We start from the raw sequence: 14,033 nt of genomic DNA, 5'->3' as shown, positions 1-14,033 counted from the left end.
GCTCGGGTAAAAGGGTGCGCGGCCGGGGCCGTGGCGCCGCCGCGAGTCGGCGGCGGCAGTTGGACAGGAGCGAAGCGTGGCGTCGAAACGACGGATGGGCCCTGAGAGTTCGGCGACCCGCTCCTTGCTGATGGACGGGGTCGAGGCCGTGATGCTGGAACAGGGCTACGCGGCCCTGACCTCGCGCAGTGTCGCCGAACGCGTCGGCCTCACCCACCAGCTCGTCTACTACTACTTCCAGACGATGGACGAGCTCATCGTCGCCACCTTCCACCGGCACATGGACACCTTCATGCGGCGGCTGGAGGAAGCACTCGGCTCCGAGCGACCGCTGCACGCCTACTGGGAGGTGTCCGCGAACCCACCCAACGGCGCCATCGCCAACGAGTTCATGGCGATGGCCAACCACAACGAGCGCATCCGCCGCGACATGGTCGAGTATGGCGAGCGAAGCCGGCAGATCGCCGTGGAGGCGCTGTCGGCGCGCCTGCAGCAGGTCTCCCCCGAGCCGGAGGTCTTCACGCCCTACGCCATGCTGATGGCGATCAATTCGATGGCGCTGGTCATGAACTTCGACTCCGCCCTCGGGATATCGAGCGGGCACAAGGAGATGCGCACGCTGGTCGAGTGGTGCCTCCGCCGGCTCGAGCCCGAGGCCGCCCCCGCCGCCGCGCAGACCACCGCCTGAGCGCCACGTCCGGACCTCGCCCCCGGCCTGAACTTTAGTCGCGGCTTGGCCGCGAACGCCGATTGACGCTCGTCAGGTCGCTTGCTAACAACTTGGTCAACAACACCGAAGGCCGCTGGCCAGCCGCGCGCAGCGTGGCGCAGACCTCACCCTTCGGCCGCAACCAGGGTCGCAAGAGCCCAGGAGGAAACCCCAGATGTCCGTGGCCACCCGCAGTCTCGCCATTCCCGAAATCCGCGATATCGGCGTGTTCTTGAACCGCTCGCCCCAGAGCAAGGGCGACATGAACCTGCCGCCAGGGACGCGGCTGGTGTCCGCCGACAACCACTGGGAAATCACCAAGGACATCTTCTACGAGAACTTCCCGACGCACCTGCGGGACAAGGCGCCGCGGGTGTGGTTCGACGGCTTCTGGCGGATCGGCTATCGCGGCCAGGTCGAGGCGCTCCCGATCGGCGAGCGCACCACGCGGGCGATCGTGCGCACCAACGGCACCGACTGGACGCCCGAGCGGCGCTACAGCGACATGGATGCGGAAGGCGTCGACGAGGAGATCTGCTTCCCCAATACCCTAATCGGCTTCGCTCGATATCCTGAGTTCGCCGTCCAGGAAGCCCTCTACCGCGTCTATAACGAGCACTACGCCGCCGGGCACATCGAGCGCAGGTCGCGCTCGCACGCGGTCGGCGTCTTCAGCAACTGGTGGGATCCGGCGGCTGCGGAGGGCGCGATGCAGCAGATCGTCGACCTCGGCCTCAAGACCTTCATGATCCCGGTGAACCCGGGGAAGAGCGTCGACGGCAAGGAGATCCACTACCAGGATCCGATCATGGACCGCTTCTGGGACGTAGTCGCCGAGGCAGGCCTGCCGGTCTGCTTCCACGTCGGCGAAGGCACGGACGTGGAGCACCGCGGCGGCGTCGGCGCGCTGAACATGACGCTGCTGGCGCCCTTCCGGAAGCCGTTCGGCCAGCTGGTGTTCGGCGGCGTGTTCGACCGACACCCGGACCTCCAGGTGGTGTTCGCCGAAGGCGGCATCTCCTGGGTTCCGCCGGCGCTGCAGGACGCCGAGATGATCTTCGACAGCTTCGGCAACGGCGACATCGTCGACCGGCTGGATCATCGCCCGAGCGAGTACTGGCGCCAGAACTGCTACGCCACCTTCCAGAACGACCCGCTGGGTCTGAGCCAACTGGATTATATCGGCGCCGACCGCTGCATGTGGGCCACCGACTATCCGCACAGCGAGGGCGCGTTCGGCTATGGCCGCACCTCGGTGCGGGCGGTGGTGGACTCGACCAGCACGGACGACGCCCGCGCCATCCTCGGCGGCAACGCCATCAAGGTGTTCAAGCTCGACAAGTGAACGCGACAGGTTGCCGGCCGCCGGTCGGCGGCGCGATCGAGATGTGAGCCGGAGAGCGTCGGCGACGATCTCCACACCAACAGAGGGAGTGGGTGGATGACCGACCTTGCAGGCAAGGTGGCGGTGATCACCGGGGCCGGCTCCGGCCTCGGCCGCGCCGCGGCGCGCGTGTTCGCGGGCTATGGCGCGACGGTCTTCTGCAGCGACATCAGCGGCGCCGAGCAGGACACCGCCGCGGCGATCGGCGAGGCCGCGAGAGCCTTCCATTGCGACGTCACCCAGGAGGCTCAGGTGGAAGCGGTGATCCGCGCGGCCTGCGACGAGTTCGGCGGGCTGGACGCCGTGTTGAACGTTGCGGGCGTGCCCCACTTCGGCTCCTTGGGCGAACTCGAGATGGTCGACTACGACCGCATCCTCGACATCGACCTTCGCGGCGTCGTCCATGGCACGAAGCATGCGGCTCGCGTGATGAGCGCCGCGGGCGGCGGCGTCATCCTCAACTGGTCGTCGGTGGCGGCGCTCGGCGGCAAGCGAGGGACCGCGGTCTACTCTGCCGCCAAGGCAGGCGTGATCGCCATCACCAAGGCGGCGGCCGTGGAATATGCGCGCTTCGGGGTGCGGGCGAACGCCATCGTGCCCGGCATGTTCATGACGGAGGCGGCCGAGCGGGCGCCCAAGGCGCTGATCGACGAGGTCATCGCGGGCGTGCCCGCGGGACGCGGCGGCGATCCGGACGAATGCGCGGAGTTGGCCGCCTTCCTCGCATCGGACAAAGCCAAATTCATCAACGGCGCCGCCCTCGTCATCGACGGCGGGCAGAGCGCGCAGCTTGCGTGAGGCGGAGTATCCGCATCTCCACGCAAACGGGAGGAAAGACATGACGATCACCACGGCCACATCGGTCACCCATGAGCTCGGCCCGTTGGCCAAGGTCGTCGAGGCGCACACCGCCAAGCAGATCGAGCTGATCGGCGAGGGCATCAACTCGCCCGAAGACTGGCAGCCGCTGACCGAGTTCCTCGAGCCGACGGTCTTCAAGCGGGTCGGCGCCTATCTGGAGGAGCTCGACTGGCCGGCGTACCGGAAGTTTCTGACCGGCTGGGTCTCCGGCGGCACACGCTTCGAGATGACGACCTTCCACATCAGCGAGGTCGGGAATTCCGTCTTCCAGGAGATCGAGGAACGTCACTACCGGGGCGACGAGTTCATCCGGAAGAATGTGATCGCCGTCTACCGGTTCAACGACCAGCAGAAGATCGTCCACCTCGACATCTACGAGCAGGCCCGCGACTCTGGAGAATGGATCGCCCAGGCCGCGAAGGCGGCGACAGCGTCGTGAGCAAGCCGCTCGAGGGAAAGACCGCCTTGGTGACCGGGGCCTCGCGAGGCCTCGGTCGCGCCATCGCCCAGGATCTGGCGGAGCGCGGCGCACTCGTCGCAATCAACTATGCCGCCAATGACGCCGCGGCCAACGAAACCCTCGCCGCCATCGAGGCCAAAGGGGGCCAGGCCTTCCTGATCCGCAAGAAGCTCGGCGGCCTGCAGGCCGCCGAGGAGCTCGCCGCCGAGCTCGACGAGGCGCTGACGCACCGCACCGGAAGCAGCGGACTCGACATCCTGGTCAACAACGCCGGCGGCGGCCCGGTGCATGATCTCGACAGCACGACCGAGGAGATCTTCCAGAGCGTCCTGGCCGACAACCTCGGCGGCCCTTTCTACGTCACCAAGGCGTTGAAGGCGCGGCTGCGCGATCATGGCCGCGTCATCTTCATGAGCTCGGTGGGGGCTCGAAAGGCCCTGCCCCAGTATGTGGTCTACGCCATGGCGAAGTCGGCGGTGGAGACCTTCACCCGGGTCATGGCCCAGGAGCTGGGCGGCCGCGGCATCACGGTGAACTGCCTGATGCCGGGCGTGATCGCCAGCGATGCGAACGCCGACATCAGATCTGACCCGGGAAGCAAGAAGTTCTTCGAAGACAATACGCTGCTGCGCCGCTTCGGCGAGCCGTCGGACCTGTCGGGCGTGGTGGTTTCGCTCGTGTCGCCGAAGATGGGCTACGTCACCGGCCAGATCATCGAGGTCAGCGGCGGCCTCTTCTTCTGAACCAAATTCAACAAGGCAAGGAGGCCGGCATGACGGTCGAAGAACGGCTCGACGAACTCGAGCGCGAGCTGAGATACATGAAGGATCGACAGGCGATCCTCGACTGCATCGCCCGCAACGCACGCGGGTGCGACCGGCACGACGCCGAACTGCTGGCCAGCTCCTACCACCCCGACGGTTTCGACGAGCACGGCTTCGCCGTAAACGAAGGCCCCCGCTATCCCGAGTGGGCCAACGCGGCGCACAATGCGATGTCGCAGCAGAGCCTGCACAACATCACCACCCACAGCTGCGAGATCGATGGCGACGTGGCGCATGCGGAAACCTATTCCGTCGGCCTCTTCCTCGATCCCGACGGAAAGACCGCCCGGATGCTGGCCGGCCGCTACGCCGATCGCCTGGAACGGCGCGAGGGCGAGTGGAGGATCGCGCTCCGGCGCACCACGGTCGACATCCTGCTGGTCGGCGAGGCCGCCTTCCTAACGTCGGAAGCCTTCGCACAATTCGGCTACCTGAAGGGCATGCGTGACAAGCGCGACGTCAGCTACCAACGCCCGCTCACGCTCGAGAGGACCTCGTCCGACCGATGGTGATCCGGAGCGGCCTGCCGCGCCGGTGTTGCATATGAGAGCCCGCTCAGATCCCTAGCCGCTCCCCGTGGACATGACGCTTGACTCGCCGCGCCGATCGCGTTGAAACGTTGCTAACGTTTTGGCAAACAAGACGGCGAGATTGTAGTTTTAGACGCGCATAGTCGAGTGCGTGCGTCGCGAAGAACCGAATCAAAAAAACTATGGGAGGGATATAGATGAACAGGGCTCAGATTCTCGCGTCCGCTTGCGCGATTGCTCTTATGACCAGCCCGGCTGGGCCGGCGATTGCACAGGCGAGCAGCGGCGGGGGACCGGCGGCCACTACGGCTAACAACGAAGCGCAAAGCAGCACGATCGGCGAAATCGTCGTCACCGCCCAGCGTCGCTCGGAGTTCCAGCGGGATGTGCCGATCGCCATCACCTCGGTCACGGCGCAGCAGATGGAGGCGGCCTCCGTCAAGGAACTGACGGACATCACCAAGCTGACCCCGGCCCTGCGGTTCGACTATGCCGGAGCCTTCATCCAGCCGACCATCCGCGGCGTGGGCACGGCGATCACGACGGCCGGCGGCGGCTCCAACGTCGGCATCTACATCGACGGTTTCTATTCGCCCAACCCGGTGGCGGCGAACTTCGAACTGTTGAACGTCGAGAACATCCAGGTGTTGAAGGGGCCGCAGGGCACGCTTTTCGGTCGGAACACCACGGGCGGCGCGATACTGGTCACGACCGCCGAACCCAGTCGCGATCCCAAGGCGGTGTTGCAGGCGAGCTACTCCCGGTTCAACACCCAGCGCTACCAGGCGTATGGAACCACGGGCTTCGGCGAAAAGGTGGCCGTGGACCTCGAGGGTCTCTACACCCGTGGCGACGGCTACCAGCGGAACATTCTGACCAACGACAAGAAGGTCGGGCAGTTCGAGAACTGGTCGATGCGCGCCGGCGTCAAATTCGCCCCCACCGACAAGATGTCGTTCCTGCTCCGCTACCAGCACCAGAGCACCGACGATCCGACGGCGACGCTCGGCAACGCCTTCGTTCGCAACGGCCAGGCCCTCACCCCGGGCGCCGTCTTCGGCGCGCCCGTCGCGACCCGGCCCAACGAGGTGGCGAACAGTGAGCCCATCGGCGTTCGCACCCAGACCAACGTGTGGCAACTGACGTCGAAGTTCGACTTCGACTTCGCCACGCTGACGTCATTCACCCAATACAGGGACGAGCGAACGAAACACGCCTTCATCGACCTCGACTGGTCGGCCGCCCCGGTGGTCTTCAGCGACATCCCGATCAAGGACAAGACCTTCACCCAGGAGTTCCTGCTCAACTCCGCTTCGAGCGGCAGGCTGAAGTGGACGCTCGGCGCCTTCTTCATCGACTACAAGGACGCCTATCCGAACACCCAGATCGCGTTCGGCGGCGCGCCGCTCGTCTCGTACGCCAGCTCGGCGGTGGATACGCGCTCCTACGCCGCCTACGGCGACGCCACCTACGAGGTGGTCCCGAACCTCTTCCTGACGGCCGGCGCCCGCTACAGCCACGACCAGATCAGGAAGCCGTTCTTCACGAACTTGCTGTTCCCGCCGCTCGGCAAGTTCGAGTTGCCCAATCAGAAGAACGACCGCATCACCCCGCGCTTCGTCCTCCGCTACAAGCCGGACGCCTACTCGAGCATCTACGCCTCCTATGCCCGAGGCTATAAGGCGCCGATCACCAATGTCGGCTGCGGTTGCCTGAACAACGTCAACATCGCCGCCGAGACGATCACCTCCTACGAGACCGGCTACAAATATGGCCGCGGCCCGCTGTCGGCGAGCGTCAGCGCCTACTACTACGACTACAAGAACCTGCAGGTCTCGACCTACACCGGCGCGCTGGCCTTCATCACCAACGCGGCGAGCTCGCGGGTCTACGGCCTGGAGGGCGACCTGAGGTACGAGGTCACGCGCGCCTTCCAGATCAATGCCGGGGCGGCCTACACCGACGCGAAGTTCAAGAGCTATCCGAACTCGCCGGCCCAGTTCCAGTGTCTGGATCCGGTGGCGTGCGGCGCAGGCTACGGCCTGTTCACAGCCCAGCCGATCGACGCCAGCGGCTTCCGCATGCCCCGAGCCCCGAAGTTCACGGGCAATGTCGGCGCGCGCTACACGATCGCCGGTGTTGCGGATGGCGAGCTCGCGCTCTCGGGCAATCTCTTCCACTCATCGAAGTTCTTCTTCGATGCGTCCAACCAGTTCCCTCAGAAGGGCTACACGACGCTGAGCCTTCGCGCCGAGTGGACCGACCCGTCGCAGCGCTACACGCTGGCGGTGTTCGGCGACAACGTCACGAACGAGCGGTACCGGATCCAGGGCCTGGCCGGCGGCTTCGGCGTCGGCTCGGTGTGGAACTACCCGACCACCTACGGCGTATCGGTGCGCGCCCGGCTCTGAGGCCCAACTTCGGCGGCGTGCCGAGCACGCCGCCGCCAGTCCAGCTGTGACGGCCTCCCATCGGGAGAATGCCATGCGCTCGGCTCAACAGCTCGATCTTCTGACCCTCGACCTCCACAGCCCGGCGATGGCCGCGGACCCGGTGGCCTTCATCGAAGCGGCGTGGGCGCATCATGCCTCGCCCGCCCGTAGCGAGCAGGGCCTGGTGGTCACCGAATATCAGACGATGAAGGACCTGATGTCGATGGACGGGCCTGGCGCCTAGCTGCGCAGCTTCAGGGCCGCTTCGCGGGCGCCGAGCGCGTTCGCGCCGCGGGCATGGAAGCGGCGGCCAGGCCGAGCCGCGCCCGAAGCTCTGGCTGCAGCTCGATCACATAGAACCCGCTCGCTGCGCAGGTGAACCAGATCTGGCCCGATTCCGGACGGTAGCGAACATGTCCCGTGCAAGCGTCACCGGGTCTGAAGTACGCGACCTCCTCTGGCTTTGCAGGGTCCCGGAGATCGGCGATGCGCAGTCCCGCCCACATAAAATTGAACAGGCCAAGCCGGGTCTGGGTGCTGCTGTCCACGTCATTGTAGTGGCTTGTCGCCGTCCCCGCTCGACCGATCACGCCGCCGGATGCGAGTTCCGTCTCCGTCATCGGCGGGCAGTTATCCGGGCGGTTCATCGCCAGCCGGAATTCGCCGGCGCGAGCGGGCCGGGTTTCGTCCGCGATGTTGGTGATCCGCGGCCACGCCCCGGGACAGGCCCCCAGCTCGCCGGCGCCGACTAGGTAAGGCGTCCCGCCGATTTGTGCGGGCACGACAGAGTGCCAGCCGCCGTGCGGAACCGTGCCGACGAGCTTCAGTCTCGGGTCCGGCCGGCCATCAACGATGTCACCATTATCGAGAATGTAGATCCCGCCCGCGTCTGGCCCGAGGCCTGCGACGGTGGGCGGGAAAAGCCCGATGCCTGCGTTCAGGTCGCCGTCCGTCGAGGCAAGGACCCCGGCGTAGATTCGCCGCTCGTCCTGACGGAATGAGATTTCGTGGATCGCTGCCTCGAAGGTCCGGCCATCGGGACGTGTGATCCCGAACTTGCCCAGGTAGCGAGGATGAGAGGGATCGCTGATGTCCAGGATGAGGACGCCGCCCTTTCCCGTGAAGGGATCGATCGCCGTGCCGTAGACGCGTGTTCCGCTGGGCCCGATCGTCACCGTATGGACGTTCTCAGGCCACTTGACCTGAGCCAGGTGTTTCGGGTGGCCGCAATCGCTGGCGTCATAGATCTCCAGCCATGCAGCGTCGTCGGGTTTCGCCCCCGGCTTACCGCCGGCATAGGCGCCAGCGACGAGTATTCGTCGCCCTCCCGCTTCGATGGCGTGCATCGTCTCGGCCGCGAACATCGCGCCGGGATCGCGCAGCAGCATCGAAAGCTTCGGCGCGGCCGGATCTTGCACGTCGACGACGGCAACGCCCGAGGTCTCGGCGCTGTTGGGCTTGGTCGCAAAGCCCAGGAAGTTGACAGGCGTGCTCGACACGTACGCGCAGTGATCGATCCACGCGAGCTGCAGGTTCGAGTCGCGGCGGAGGATCTCGTTGCGCCCGATGACCCGCACGCCTTTGTGATAGGGCTCCTGCAGGACACGAACCTCGCCCAGGGTTTCACCTTGCCTATTGGGCTCGAGGTTATCGCGCGGCGGCGCCGCTTGGACTGAGGTCGCACTGCTGAGCACGATCGCGGCGCTGGCGCATAGCCCGATCGTCGATCGCCGCAAAGTCATCCGCACCTCTCCCGAAAAGGCGTTTTGCTTCATCCGGATGTGGCATCCCTGGAGTTGTCGCGCCGACTGGCGCCGACCCAGGCTCCAACACCCCGTTCGTCCGCCGGCCTCCGTGGGGGCGGACCGTTCGCCCGGCGCAGCCACCGCCCTCTCCTATCGAAGAAGAAGAAGAGCGCCGGGCGTCGCCGCCCAGCGCTCCAGGTGCTCGCATCCGGGGAGGTTAGCGAGAGCCGAAGGCGTAGCGTAGGTTGACGCCGAACTCGCGCGGCGGGGTCGAGCGCGCCGACACATAGGAGCTCGGGATCGAGCGGCCGATCGCCGAGGTGAAGGTCGGCGGCTGCAGTTCCTGCACACCGGTCGTGATGACGCCGTTGCTGCGCGACAGCACCTTGTCGGTGTTGGTGATGTTCTTGCCGAAGAGCGCCAGTTCCCACGCCCCGTCGCGGCTGCGGACCCCCAGGTAGAGGTTCAGCAGGCCGTAGTTGTCGACGTTGTCGTAGGGGTTGTAGGGGTCCTGGCGGTTCTTCGGATAGTAGGACAACAGCCCGCGCACATATCCGTCGACCGAGCTCGAGATCGGACGGGCGTACTCCGACTGAAGGGTCAGGCTCCACTTCGGGCTGAACGAGATGGGGTCGTGCACGATGCACTGCGCCACCGCGCCGCTCCCGGTCGAGGCGAGCAGTTGCGCCAGGGTCGGCGTGACCGCGGTCGAGTCCGGCACGCCGTTGAGGTCGAGGTCGTTGCAGGCGACGGGGTCGTTCTTGATCTTGCTCTTGGCGTAGCTGAAGGCCGCGCTGACGTTGAAGCCCTGCATCACCTGGAATGCAGCCTCGACATCGACGCCGTCGATCTTCGCATCGACGCTGGAGCCGAAGTTGAATGAGCTTGGCACGAGCCCGTTCTGGTTCAGGTCGACGTAGGAGACTGCAGAGCCGCGATAGATGAAATTGTTGAAGTCCTGGTGGTAGATGGCGACGTTGAACAGGGCCCGCTTGTCGAGGAAGGTCGACTTGAAGCCGACCTCGTAGGACTTCGAGGTCTCGTTCTGCAGATCGACGAACTGCCGCAAGGTCGGCGTCAGCGGACGGAACACGCCGATCAGGAAGGGGCCGGGACGGAACGCCGTCCCAGTGTTCGCATAGGCCAGGAAGTCGGGCGTGAATTTGTGGGACAGGGAGAGGTTGTAGATCGTCTTCTGATCCTTGCTCCGCTCCTGGAAGAGGCTGTTGCTGCTGACGATCAGTTCGCCGTGATCCTCGTACCAGATGTGGCGCAAGCCTCCGGAAAGCTCGGTCGCGTCTCCGACATGCCAGGTCGCATTGCCGAAGATCGAACGCTCCTTGTTCACGCCACGATTGAAGATCGGTGTGTCGGCGATGAAGACCAGGTTGCCGAAGGCGGTGATGGCGCTCTGATTGGTCAGGTCCGACGGAGCGCCGAACCGGCTGACGAACGCGCCGACCGTGTAGTCGAACTGGCCGAACAGGCGATCCTCGGACGCCAGTCGCAACTCATGAGTGACTTGCGAGCCCTTGCTGACGAGATCCTGCCCGTAGACGACTCCCGGAAAGGCGTTGCCAGCATCGCCCGGGGTGAAGGCGGTGATCGTCTGCTCGCTGAGCGAACCGACATAGCTGAGCTTCTGGCCGGAGAAGCGAACGTCGAGGTTGCCGATCAGGGCGTCCTGAACCTGGCGCGTGGTGCGCTCCGCCCCGGCGATTCCGACGCTGTCGCTGGCGTGTATCACCGGGTTCACCACGGGCGCGCTGGGATCGATCTGCGAGAGCGACTCCACCGGATCGTAGGCGCCGAGCTTCCGTTCCATGTGCTGGTACATGACGTTGACCGCGACGGCGTCGGTCGGCTCCCAGCGAATGCTCGGACGCACGCCCCAGGACTTGGAGTAGGGTCGGAGCGGGTTGTTGATGCTGCGGACCTGGTCGTAGCGGTTGTCGTCGATGATGGCGGCCAGACGTACGCCGAGTTTGTCCGCAATGATCGGCACGTTGACCGCGCCGTTGAGGTTGCGCCCCCCGTGATCGGTGGCCGTGACATCGGCGTAGCCGCCGCCCTCGCCCAGCGTCGGGCGGCGCGTGGTGACCGTGATCGAGCCGGAAGGCGAAGCTTCGCCGCGCAGAGTTCCCTGCGGACCGCGCAGGACCTCGATCTGGCCGACGTCGAACAGCGACTCGAACAAGTAGGCCGAGTTGATCGTCGCATCGTTCAGGTAGAAGGCGACCGTCGGCTGCGCGCCCGTCTCCTGCTGGAACGAAGCGCCCCGGACGGTGGCTGCGGTCGAATAACCGCTGCTGCCGGACGAAAGGGTGAGGCCCGGAACGACAGCCTGGATGTCCTCGAAGCGCTGGATGTTCAGCTTCTGAAGCGTGTTTCCGGAGACGGCGTTCACCGTCTGAGGCACCGTCTGGAGGCTCTCCTCCCGCCGACGTGCGGTGACCACCACCTCGCTCAGCGTGGAGTCGTCGGACGAGGTTGCAGCGGGTTGCGCGGTAACAGCCGTCGCAAGGACGCTAAGGCTCACGCTCGCAAGCGCGAGCGTCGTCAGCTTGTTCATGTTTCCCCCAAGTTGTCGGATCCCTGCCGATGCGGCGGGTCCTCGATCCGACCTCGCGACCTCACGGTCCGGTCGTTTTTTATCAGCGGTGAAAGACGTCCACGACGCGCCGCGGCACGTCGAATCGCGCACGCGATTGGCTCTGTGAGCCATGTTCCTCCTTCCCAGGTCTTTTGCCGGTGCGGTGATGCTGCGTCGCCGACGCAAGTTCCACACCTGTTTGCCAAGATGTTAGCGACGCCTCTTCATCGCCGTCAACGCGCGAAGGTCATTTTTGTCTGAGTTATTTTTGCCAGCGTGTTCCGCCCGCGGAGAGACCCCAGCCGAGCTCGTGGAGAGGACGGCATGGCGCCCTTCAGGCCTTCGAGAAGGTGAGGTTGATGCTGCGCAGCGCACGCTGGGTGTAGTTCGGCTCATAATCATAGCGGCGCGCGTCGGCGGGCCCGTGGACCGTCTCGTCGATGCGGATGTCGCGAACCCGGTCGAGCAGCTTGTTGAGCGCCAGTTTCGCCTCCACCCGCGCCAGCGGCGCGCCCGGGCAGACATGGATGCCGCTGCCGAAGGACAGGTTCTCGCGGGCGTTCTCGCGCTCGACGTCGAACACGTTGGGGTTTTCGAATTTCCGCGGATCGCGGTTCATGGCGGCTTGGGCCAGCATGACGAGCCCGCCCGGCGGGACCTCGACGTCGCCGACCTTGGCGCGGCGTCTCGCGAGACGGAACACCGCCTTGGTCGGCCCGTCCAGCCGCAGGGTCTCTTCGATGAAGTTCGGGATCAGCTCGCGATCGTTCCGCACCCGCTCCTGGAGTTCGGGATTTTCGCCCAGGGTCTTCAGCATGGCGGCGATAAGGCGGACGGTGGTGTCCTGGCCGGCGCCGAACAGCAGCCCGGCGAGTCCGGTGATCGTCTCCAGGTCGGGCAGGTCGCCTTCTGGATAGGTGACGTTGGCCAGGATCGACATCACGTCGTCGCGCGGATTGGCCCGGCGATCCTGGATGTAGCCGTAGAAGAGCATGCCCACCTGCGCCAGCGGGTTGCTCGACATGTCGTCGTCGCCACCGAGCCGCCCGGGCAGCCCCCCGACCAGCGGAAGGATCTGCTCGTGGGCCTCTTCAGGCAGGCCCAGGAGATCGGCGATCGCCAGGGTCGCGAAGGGATGGGAATAGTCGCCGATGACCTCGACCCGGCCGGCCTCGACGAACTTGTCGATCAGCCGCTCGGCGAGCTGATGCATGAAGCCTTCGTTCTCGCGGAGGCGCTTCTGGGTCAGCAGCCCCATCATCAGCTTGCGCATGCGCGTGTGCTGGGGCCGATCCATGGCCACCAGCATCGAGCCGTAGGGCATGGTCGGGCGGTGCGCCTCCAGCTGAGCGCTGATGTCCTCGGGATCTGGCGTGAACGGCAGCGGCGGGAACGGCCCCTTCGCCGTGACGATTGAGGAGAAGTTGTCGTGGTTCCAATAGACCTCGACGCCTTCCTGGTAACCGGTCACCGCCACGACGTTATAGACCGGCAGCTTCGTCACCGGTCCCTGCGACCTCAGATGCTCGAAATAGGGATGAGGATCGGGGACCAGATCGTAGCTGTTGAAATAATCGACCTCGTCGAAACGGCTCGTCATTGACTCTGAGCTCCCCTGCGCCCGGCACGATGCTTCCCGTCCACCTGCGCGGACCGACAACGTGCTCGGGCGTGTTCCCCGACGAACCCACGAAGGCACGCCGGAAACTGATCATGTTGGACTGATAATCCGGGCGCCCCAGGCGCGTCAACAAAAACCGACCATCCGGTCGCATATAGCGACCATTAGGTCGCAAAAAGACAGCCGACCGTGTGCGCGCGTGGCTTGGTCTTGATGGACGATCAGCTGTCCCGGCGCGGACTCATCGCGGCGACCACGGTTTCCATGTCGCCGTCGCTCTCCCCGCCCAGTTCGAAATTGCGCAGCGAGTCGAAGATCAGGGCCTCGAGTTCATCGTGTCCGGCCCTGATCCCGAGCGTGGCCTCCTGGACCAGCGAACGCGCCATGCTCGTCGTCATCACGGCGACGAGTTGCGGCGAAAGGCGGGGGATGATGCCGCGGGCTTCGAAGTGTCGGGCGAGGGCGTCAGCCTGAAGTTTGCGTGCGGCCTCGGCGTTCTTGGCAAGTTCCGCGCGAACCAACTCGTTGTGGTTGGCCAGGGCCATGAATTCGAGGGTGAAGCGGGTCTCCTCGCGATCGCTGACGATCTCCCAAAGTGACCTGACCGGATGATCGGACGCCATGGCGATCTCGAGCCGCTTGTAGGCGGCCTCGGCGGCCCGTCGGTAGACCGCGAGCAGCAGCTCATCCTGCGAGCCGAAGTAGTAGAAGATAACTTGGTGCTTAAGCCCCGCCTTGGTGGCGATCCGGCGCGCGGTCGCAGCGGCATAGCCTTCCTCGCGGACCAGCGCCTCGGCGGCGTTCAGCAAGGCCACGCGGACGTCGGGACGCTCCACATAACGCCTCTTGCGCGGCTGCGCCTTCTCAATGGCCG

General features: G+C 65.5%; 12 protein-coding genes. 8 read left to right on the top strand and 4 right to left on the bottom strand.

Features of this window, described 5'->3' with window-relative positions:
* The first annotated feature begins 76 nt into the window (after positions 1-76).
* The 8 genes from ACSQ2B_RS26195 (at position 77) to ACSQ2B_RS26160 (ending at position 7,444) form a co-directional block, all read left to right on the top strand.
* On the top strand, positions 77-688 hold the full coding sequence (locus ACSQ2B_RS26195) for a TetR/AcrR family transcriptional regulator (protein ID WP_436054358.1): 612 nt from the start codon (positions 77-79) through the stop codon (positions 686-688).
* A gap of 196 nt (positions 689-884) precedes the next feature.
* Positions 885-2,054, top strand: coding sequence for an amidohydrolase family protein (locus ACSQ2B_RS26190; protein WP_436054357.1), 1,170 nt, complete (start codon positions 885-887; stop codon positions 2,052-2,054).
* Between the two features lie 96 nt (positions 2,055-2,150).
* Positions 2,151-2,891: an SDR family NAD(P)-dependent oxidoreductase gene (locus ACSQ2B_RS26185; protein ID WP_436054356.1), complete on the top strand. Its 741-nt coding sequence runs from the start codon at positions 2,151-2,153 to the stop codon at positions 2,889-2,891.
* Between the two features lie 40 nt (positions 2,892-2,931).
* Positions 2,932-3,393, top strand: a complete 462-nt coding sequence (locus ACSQ2B_RS26180; RefSeq protein ID WP_436054355.1) for a hypothetical protein — start codon at positions 2,932-2,934, stop codon at positions 3,391-3,393.
* Positions 3,390-4,157 carry an SDR family NAD(P)-dependent oxidoreductase gene (locus ACSQ2B_RS26175; protein ID WP_436054354.1) on the top strand — a complete coding sequence of 256 codons (768 nt, stop codon included), beginning with the start codon at positions 3,390-3,392 and terminating at the stop codon, positions 4,155-4,157. The genes ACSQ2B_RS26180 and ACSQ2B_RS26175 overlap by 4 nt, the downstream gene beginning before the upstream one ends.
* 29 nt (positions 4,158-4,186) lie before the next feature.
* On the top strand, positions 4,187-4,750 hold the full coding sequence (locus tag ACSQ2B_RS26170; protein WP_436054353.1) for a nuclear transport factor 2 family protein: 564 nt from the start codon (positions 4,187-4,189) through the stop codon (positions 4,748-4,750).
* Positions 4,751-5,010: 260 nt separating this feature from the next.
* Positions 5,011-7,179 carry a TonB-dependent receptor gene (locus tag ACSQ2B_RS26165; RefSeq protein WP_436054352.1) on the top strand — a complete coding sequence of 723 codons (2,169 nt, stop codon included), beginning with the start codon at positions 5,011-5,013 and terminating at the stop codon, positions 7,177-7,179.
* A 73-nt stretch (positions 7,180-7,252) separates the two neighbouring features.
* Positions 7,253-7,444, top strand: coding sequence for a hypothetical protein (locus tag ACSQ2B_RS26160; RefSeq protein WP_436054351.1), 192 nt, complete (start codon positions 7,253-7,255; stop codon positions 7,442-7,444).
* 10 nt (positions 7,445-7,454) lie between these two features.
* Here the strand turns inward: ACSQ2B_RS26160 and ACSQ2B_RS26155 are convergent, their stop codons facing one another.
* The 4 genes from ACSQ2B_RS26155 to ACSQ2B_RS26140 form a co-directional block, all read right to left on the bottom strand.
* Positions 7,455-8,975, bottom strand: coding sequence for an LVIVD repeat-containing protein (locus ACSQ2B_RS26155; RefSeq protein ID WP_436054350.1), 1,521 nt, complete (start codon positions 8,973-8,975; stop codon positions 7,455-7,457).
* Between the two features lie 187 nt (positions 8,976-9,162).
* Positions 9,163-11,517, bottom strand: a complete 2,355-nt coding sequence (locus tag ACSQ2B_RS26150; RefSeq protein WP_436054349.1) for a TonB-dependent receptor — start codon at positions 11,515-11,517, stop codon at positions 9,163-9,165.
* 355 nt (positions 11,518-11,872) lie between these two features.
* A complete protein-coding gene (locus tag ACSQ2B_RS26145) occupies positions 11,873-13,138 on the bottom strand; it encodes a cytochrome P450 (RefSeq protein WP_436054348.1) in 1,266 nt (421 codons plus the stop codon).
* A gap of 242 nt (positions 13,139-13,380) precedes the next feature.
* Positions 13,381-13,968 carry a TetR/AcrR family transcriptional regulator gene (locus tag ACSQ2B_RS26140; protein WP_436054347.1) on the bottom strand — a complete coding sequence of 196 codons (588 nt, stop codon included), beginning with the start codon at positions 13,966-13,968 and terminating at the stop codon, positions 13,381-13,383.
* Between the last annotated feature and the right edge of the window lie 65 nt (positions 13,969-14,033).

This window comes from Phenylobacterium sp. LjRoot225 (assembly GCF_964252855.1).
In the GTDB taxonomy this organism is placed as follows: domain Bacteria; phylum Pseudomonadota; class Alphaproteobacteria; order Caulobacterales; family Caulobacteraceae; genus Phenylobacterium.
Note: the sequence above shows the minus strand (reverse complement) of the source record. Positions and strands in the feature narration are given on the sequence as shown.

Bases quoted from the DNA above. Each gene is read 5' to 3' on its own strand.
- ACSQ2B_RS26190 (WP_436054357.1), top strand. From the start codon at position 885: ATGTCCGTGGCCACCCGCAGTCTCGCCATTCCCGAAATCCGCGATATC.
- ACSQ2B_RS26185 (WP_436054356.1), top strand. From the start codon at position 2,151: ATGACCGACCTTGCAGGCAAGGTGGCGGTGATCACCGGGGCCGGCTCC.
- ACSQ2B_RS26180 (WP_436054355.1), top strand. From the start codon at position 2,932: ATGACGATCACCACGGCCACATCGGTCACCCATGAGCTCGGCCCGTTG.
- ACSQ2B_RS26170 (WP_436054353.1), top strand. From the start codon at position 4,187: ATGACGGTCGAAGAACGGCTCGACGAACTCGAGCGCGAGCTGAGATAC.
- ACSQ2B_RS26165 (WP_436054352.1), top strand. From the start codon at position 5,011: ATGACCAGCCCGGCTGGGCCGGCGATTGCACAGGCGAGCAGCGGCGGG.
- ACSQ2B_RS26160 (WP_436054351.1), top strand. From the start codon at position 7,253: ATGCGCTCGGCTCAACAGCTCGATCTTCTGACCCTCGACCTCCACAGC.
- ACSQ2B_RS26155 (WP_436054350.1), bottom strand. From the start codon at position 8,975: ATGAAGCAAAACGCCTTTTCGGGAGAGGTGCGGATGACTTTGCGGCGA.
- ACSQ2B_RS26150 (WP_436054349.1), bottom strand. From the start codon at position 11,517: ATGAACAAGCTGACGACGCTCGCGCTTGCGAGCGTGAGCCTTAGCGTC.
- ACSQ2B_RS26145 (WP_436054348.1), bottom strand. From the start codon at position 13,138: ATGACGAGCCGTTTCGACGAGGTCGATTATTTCAACAGCTACGATCTG.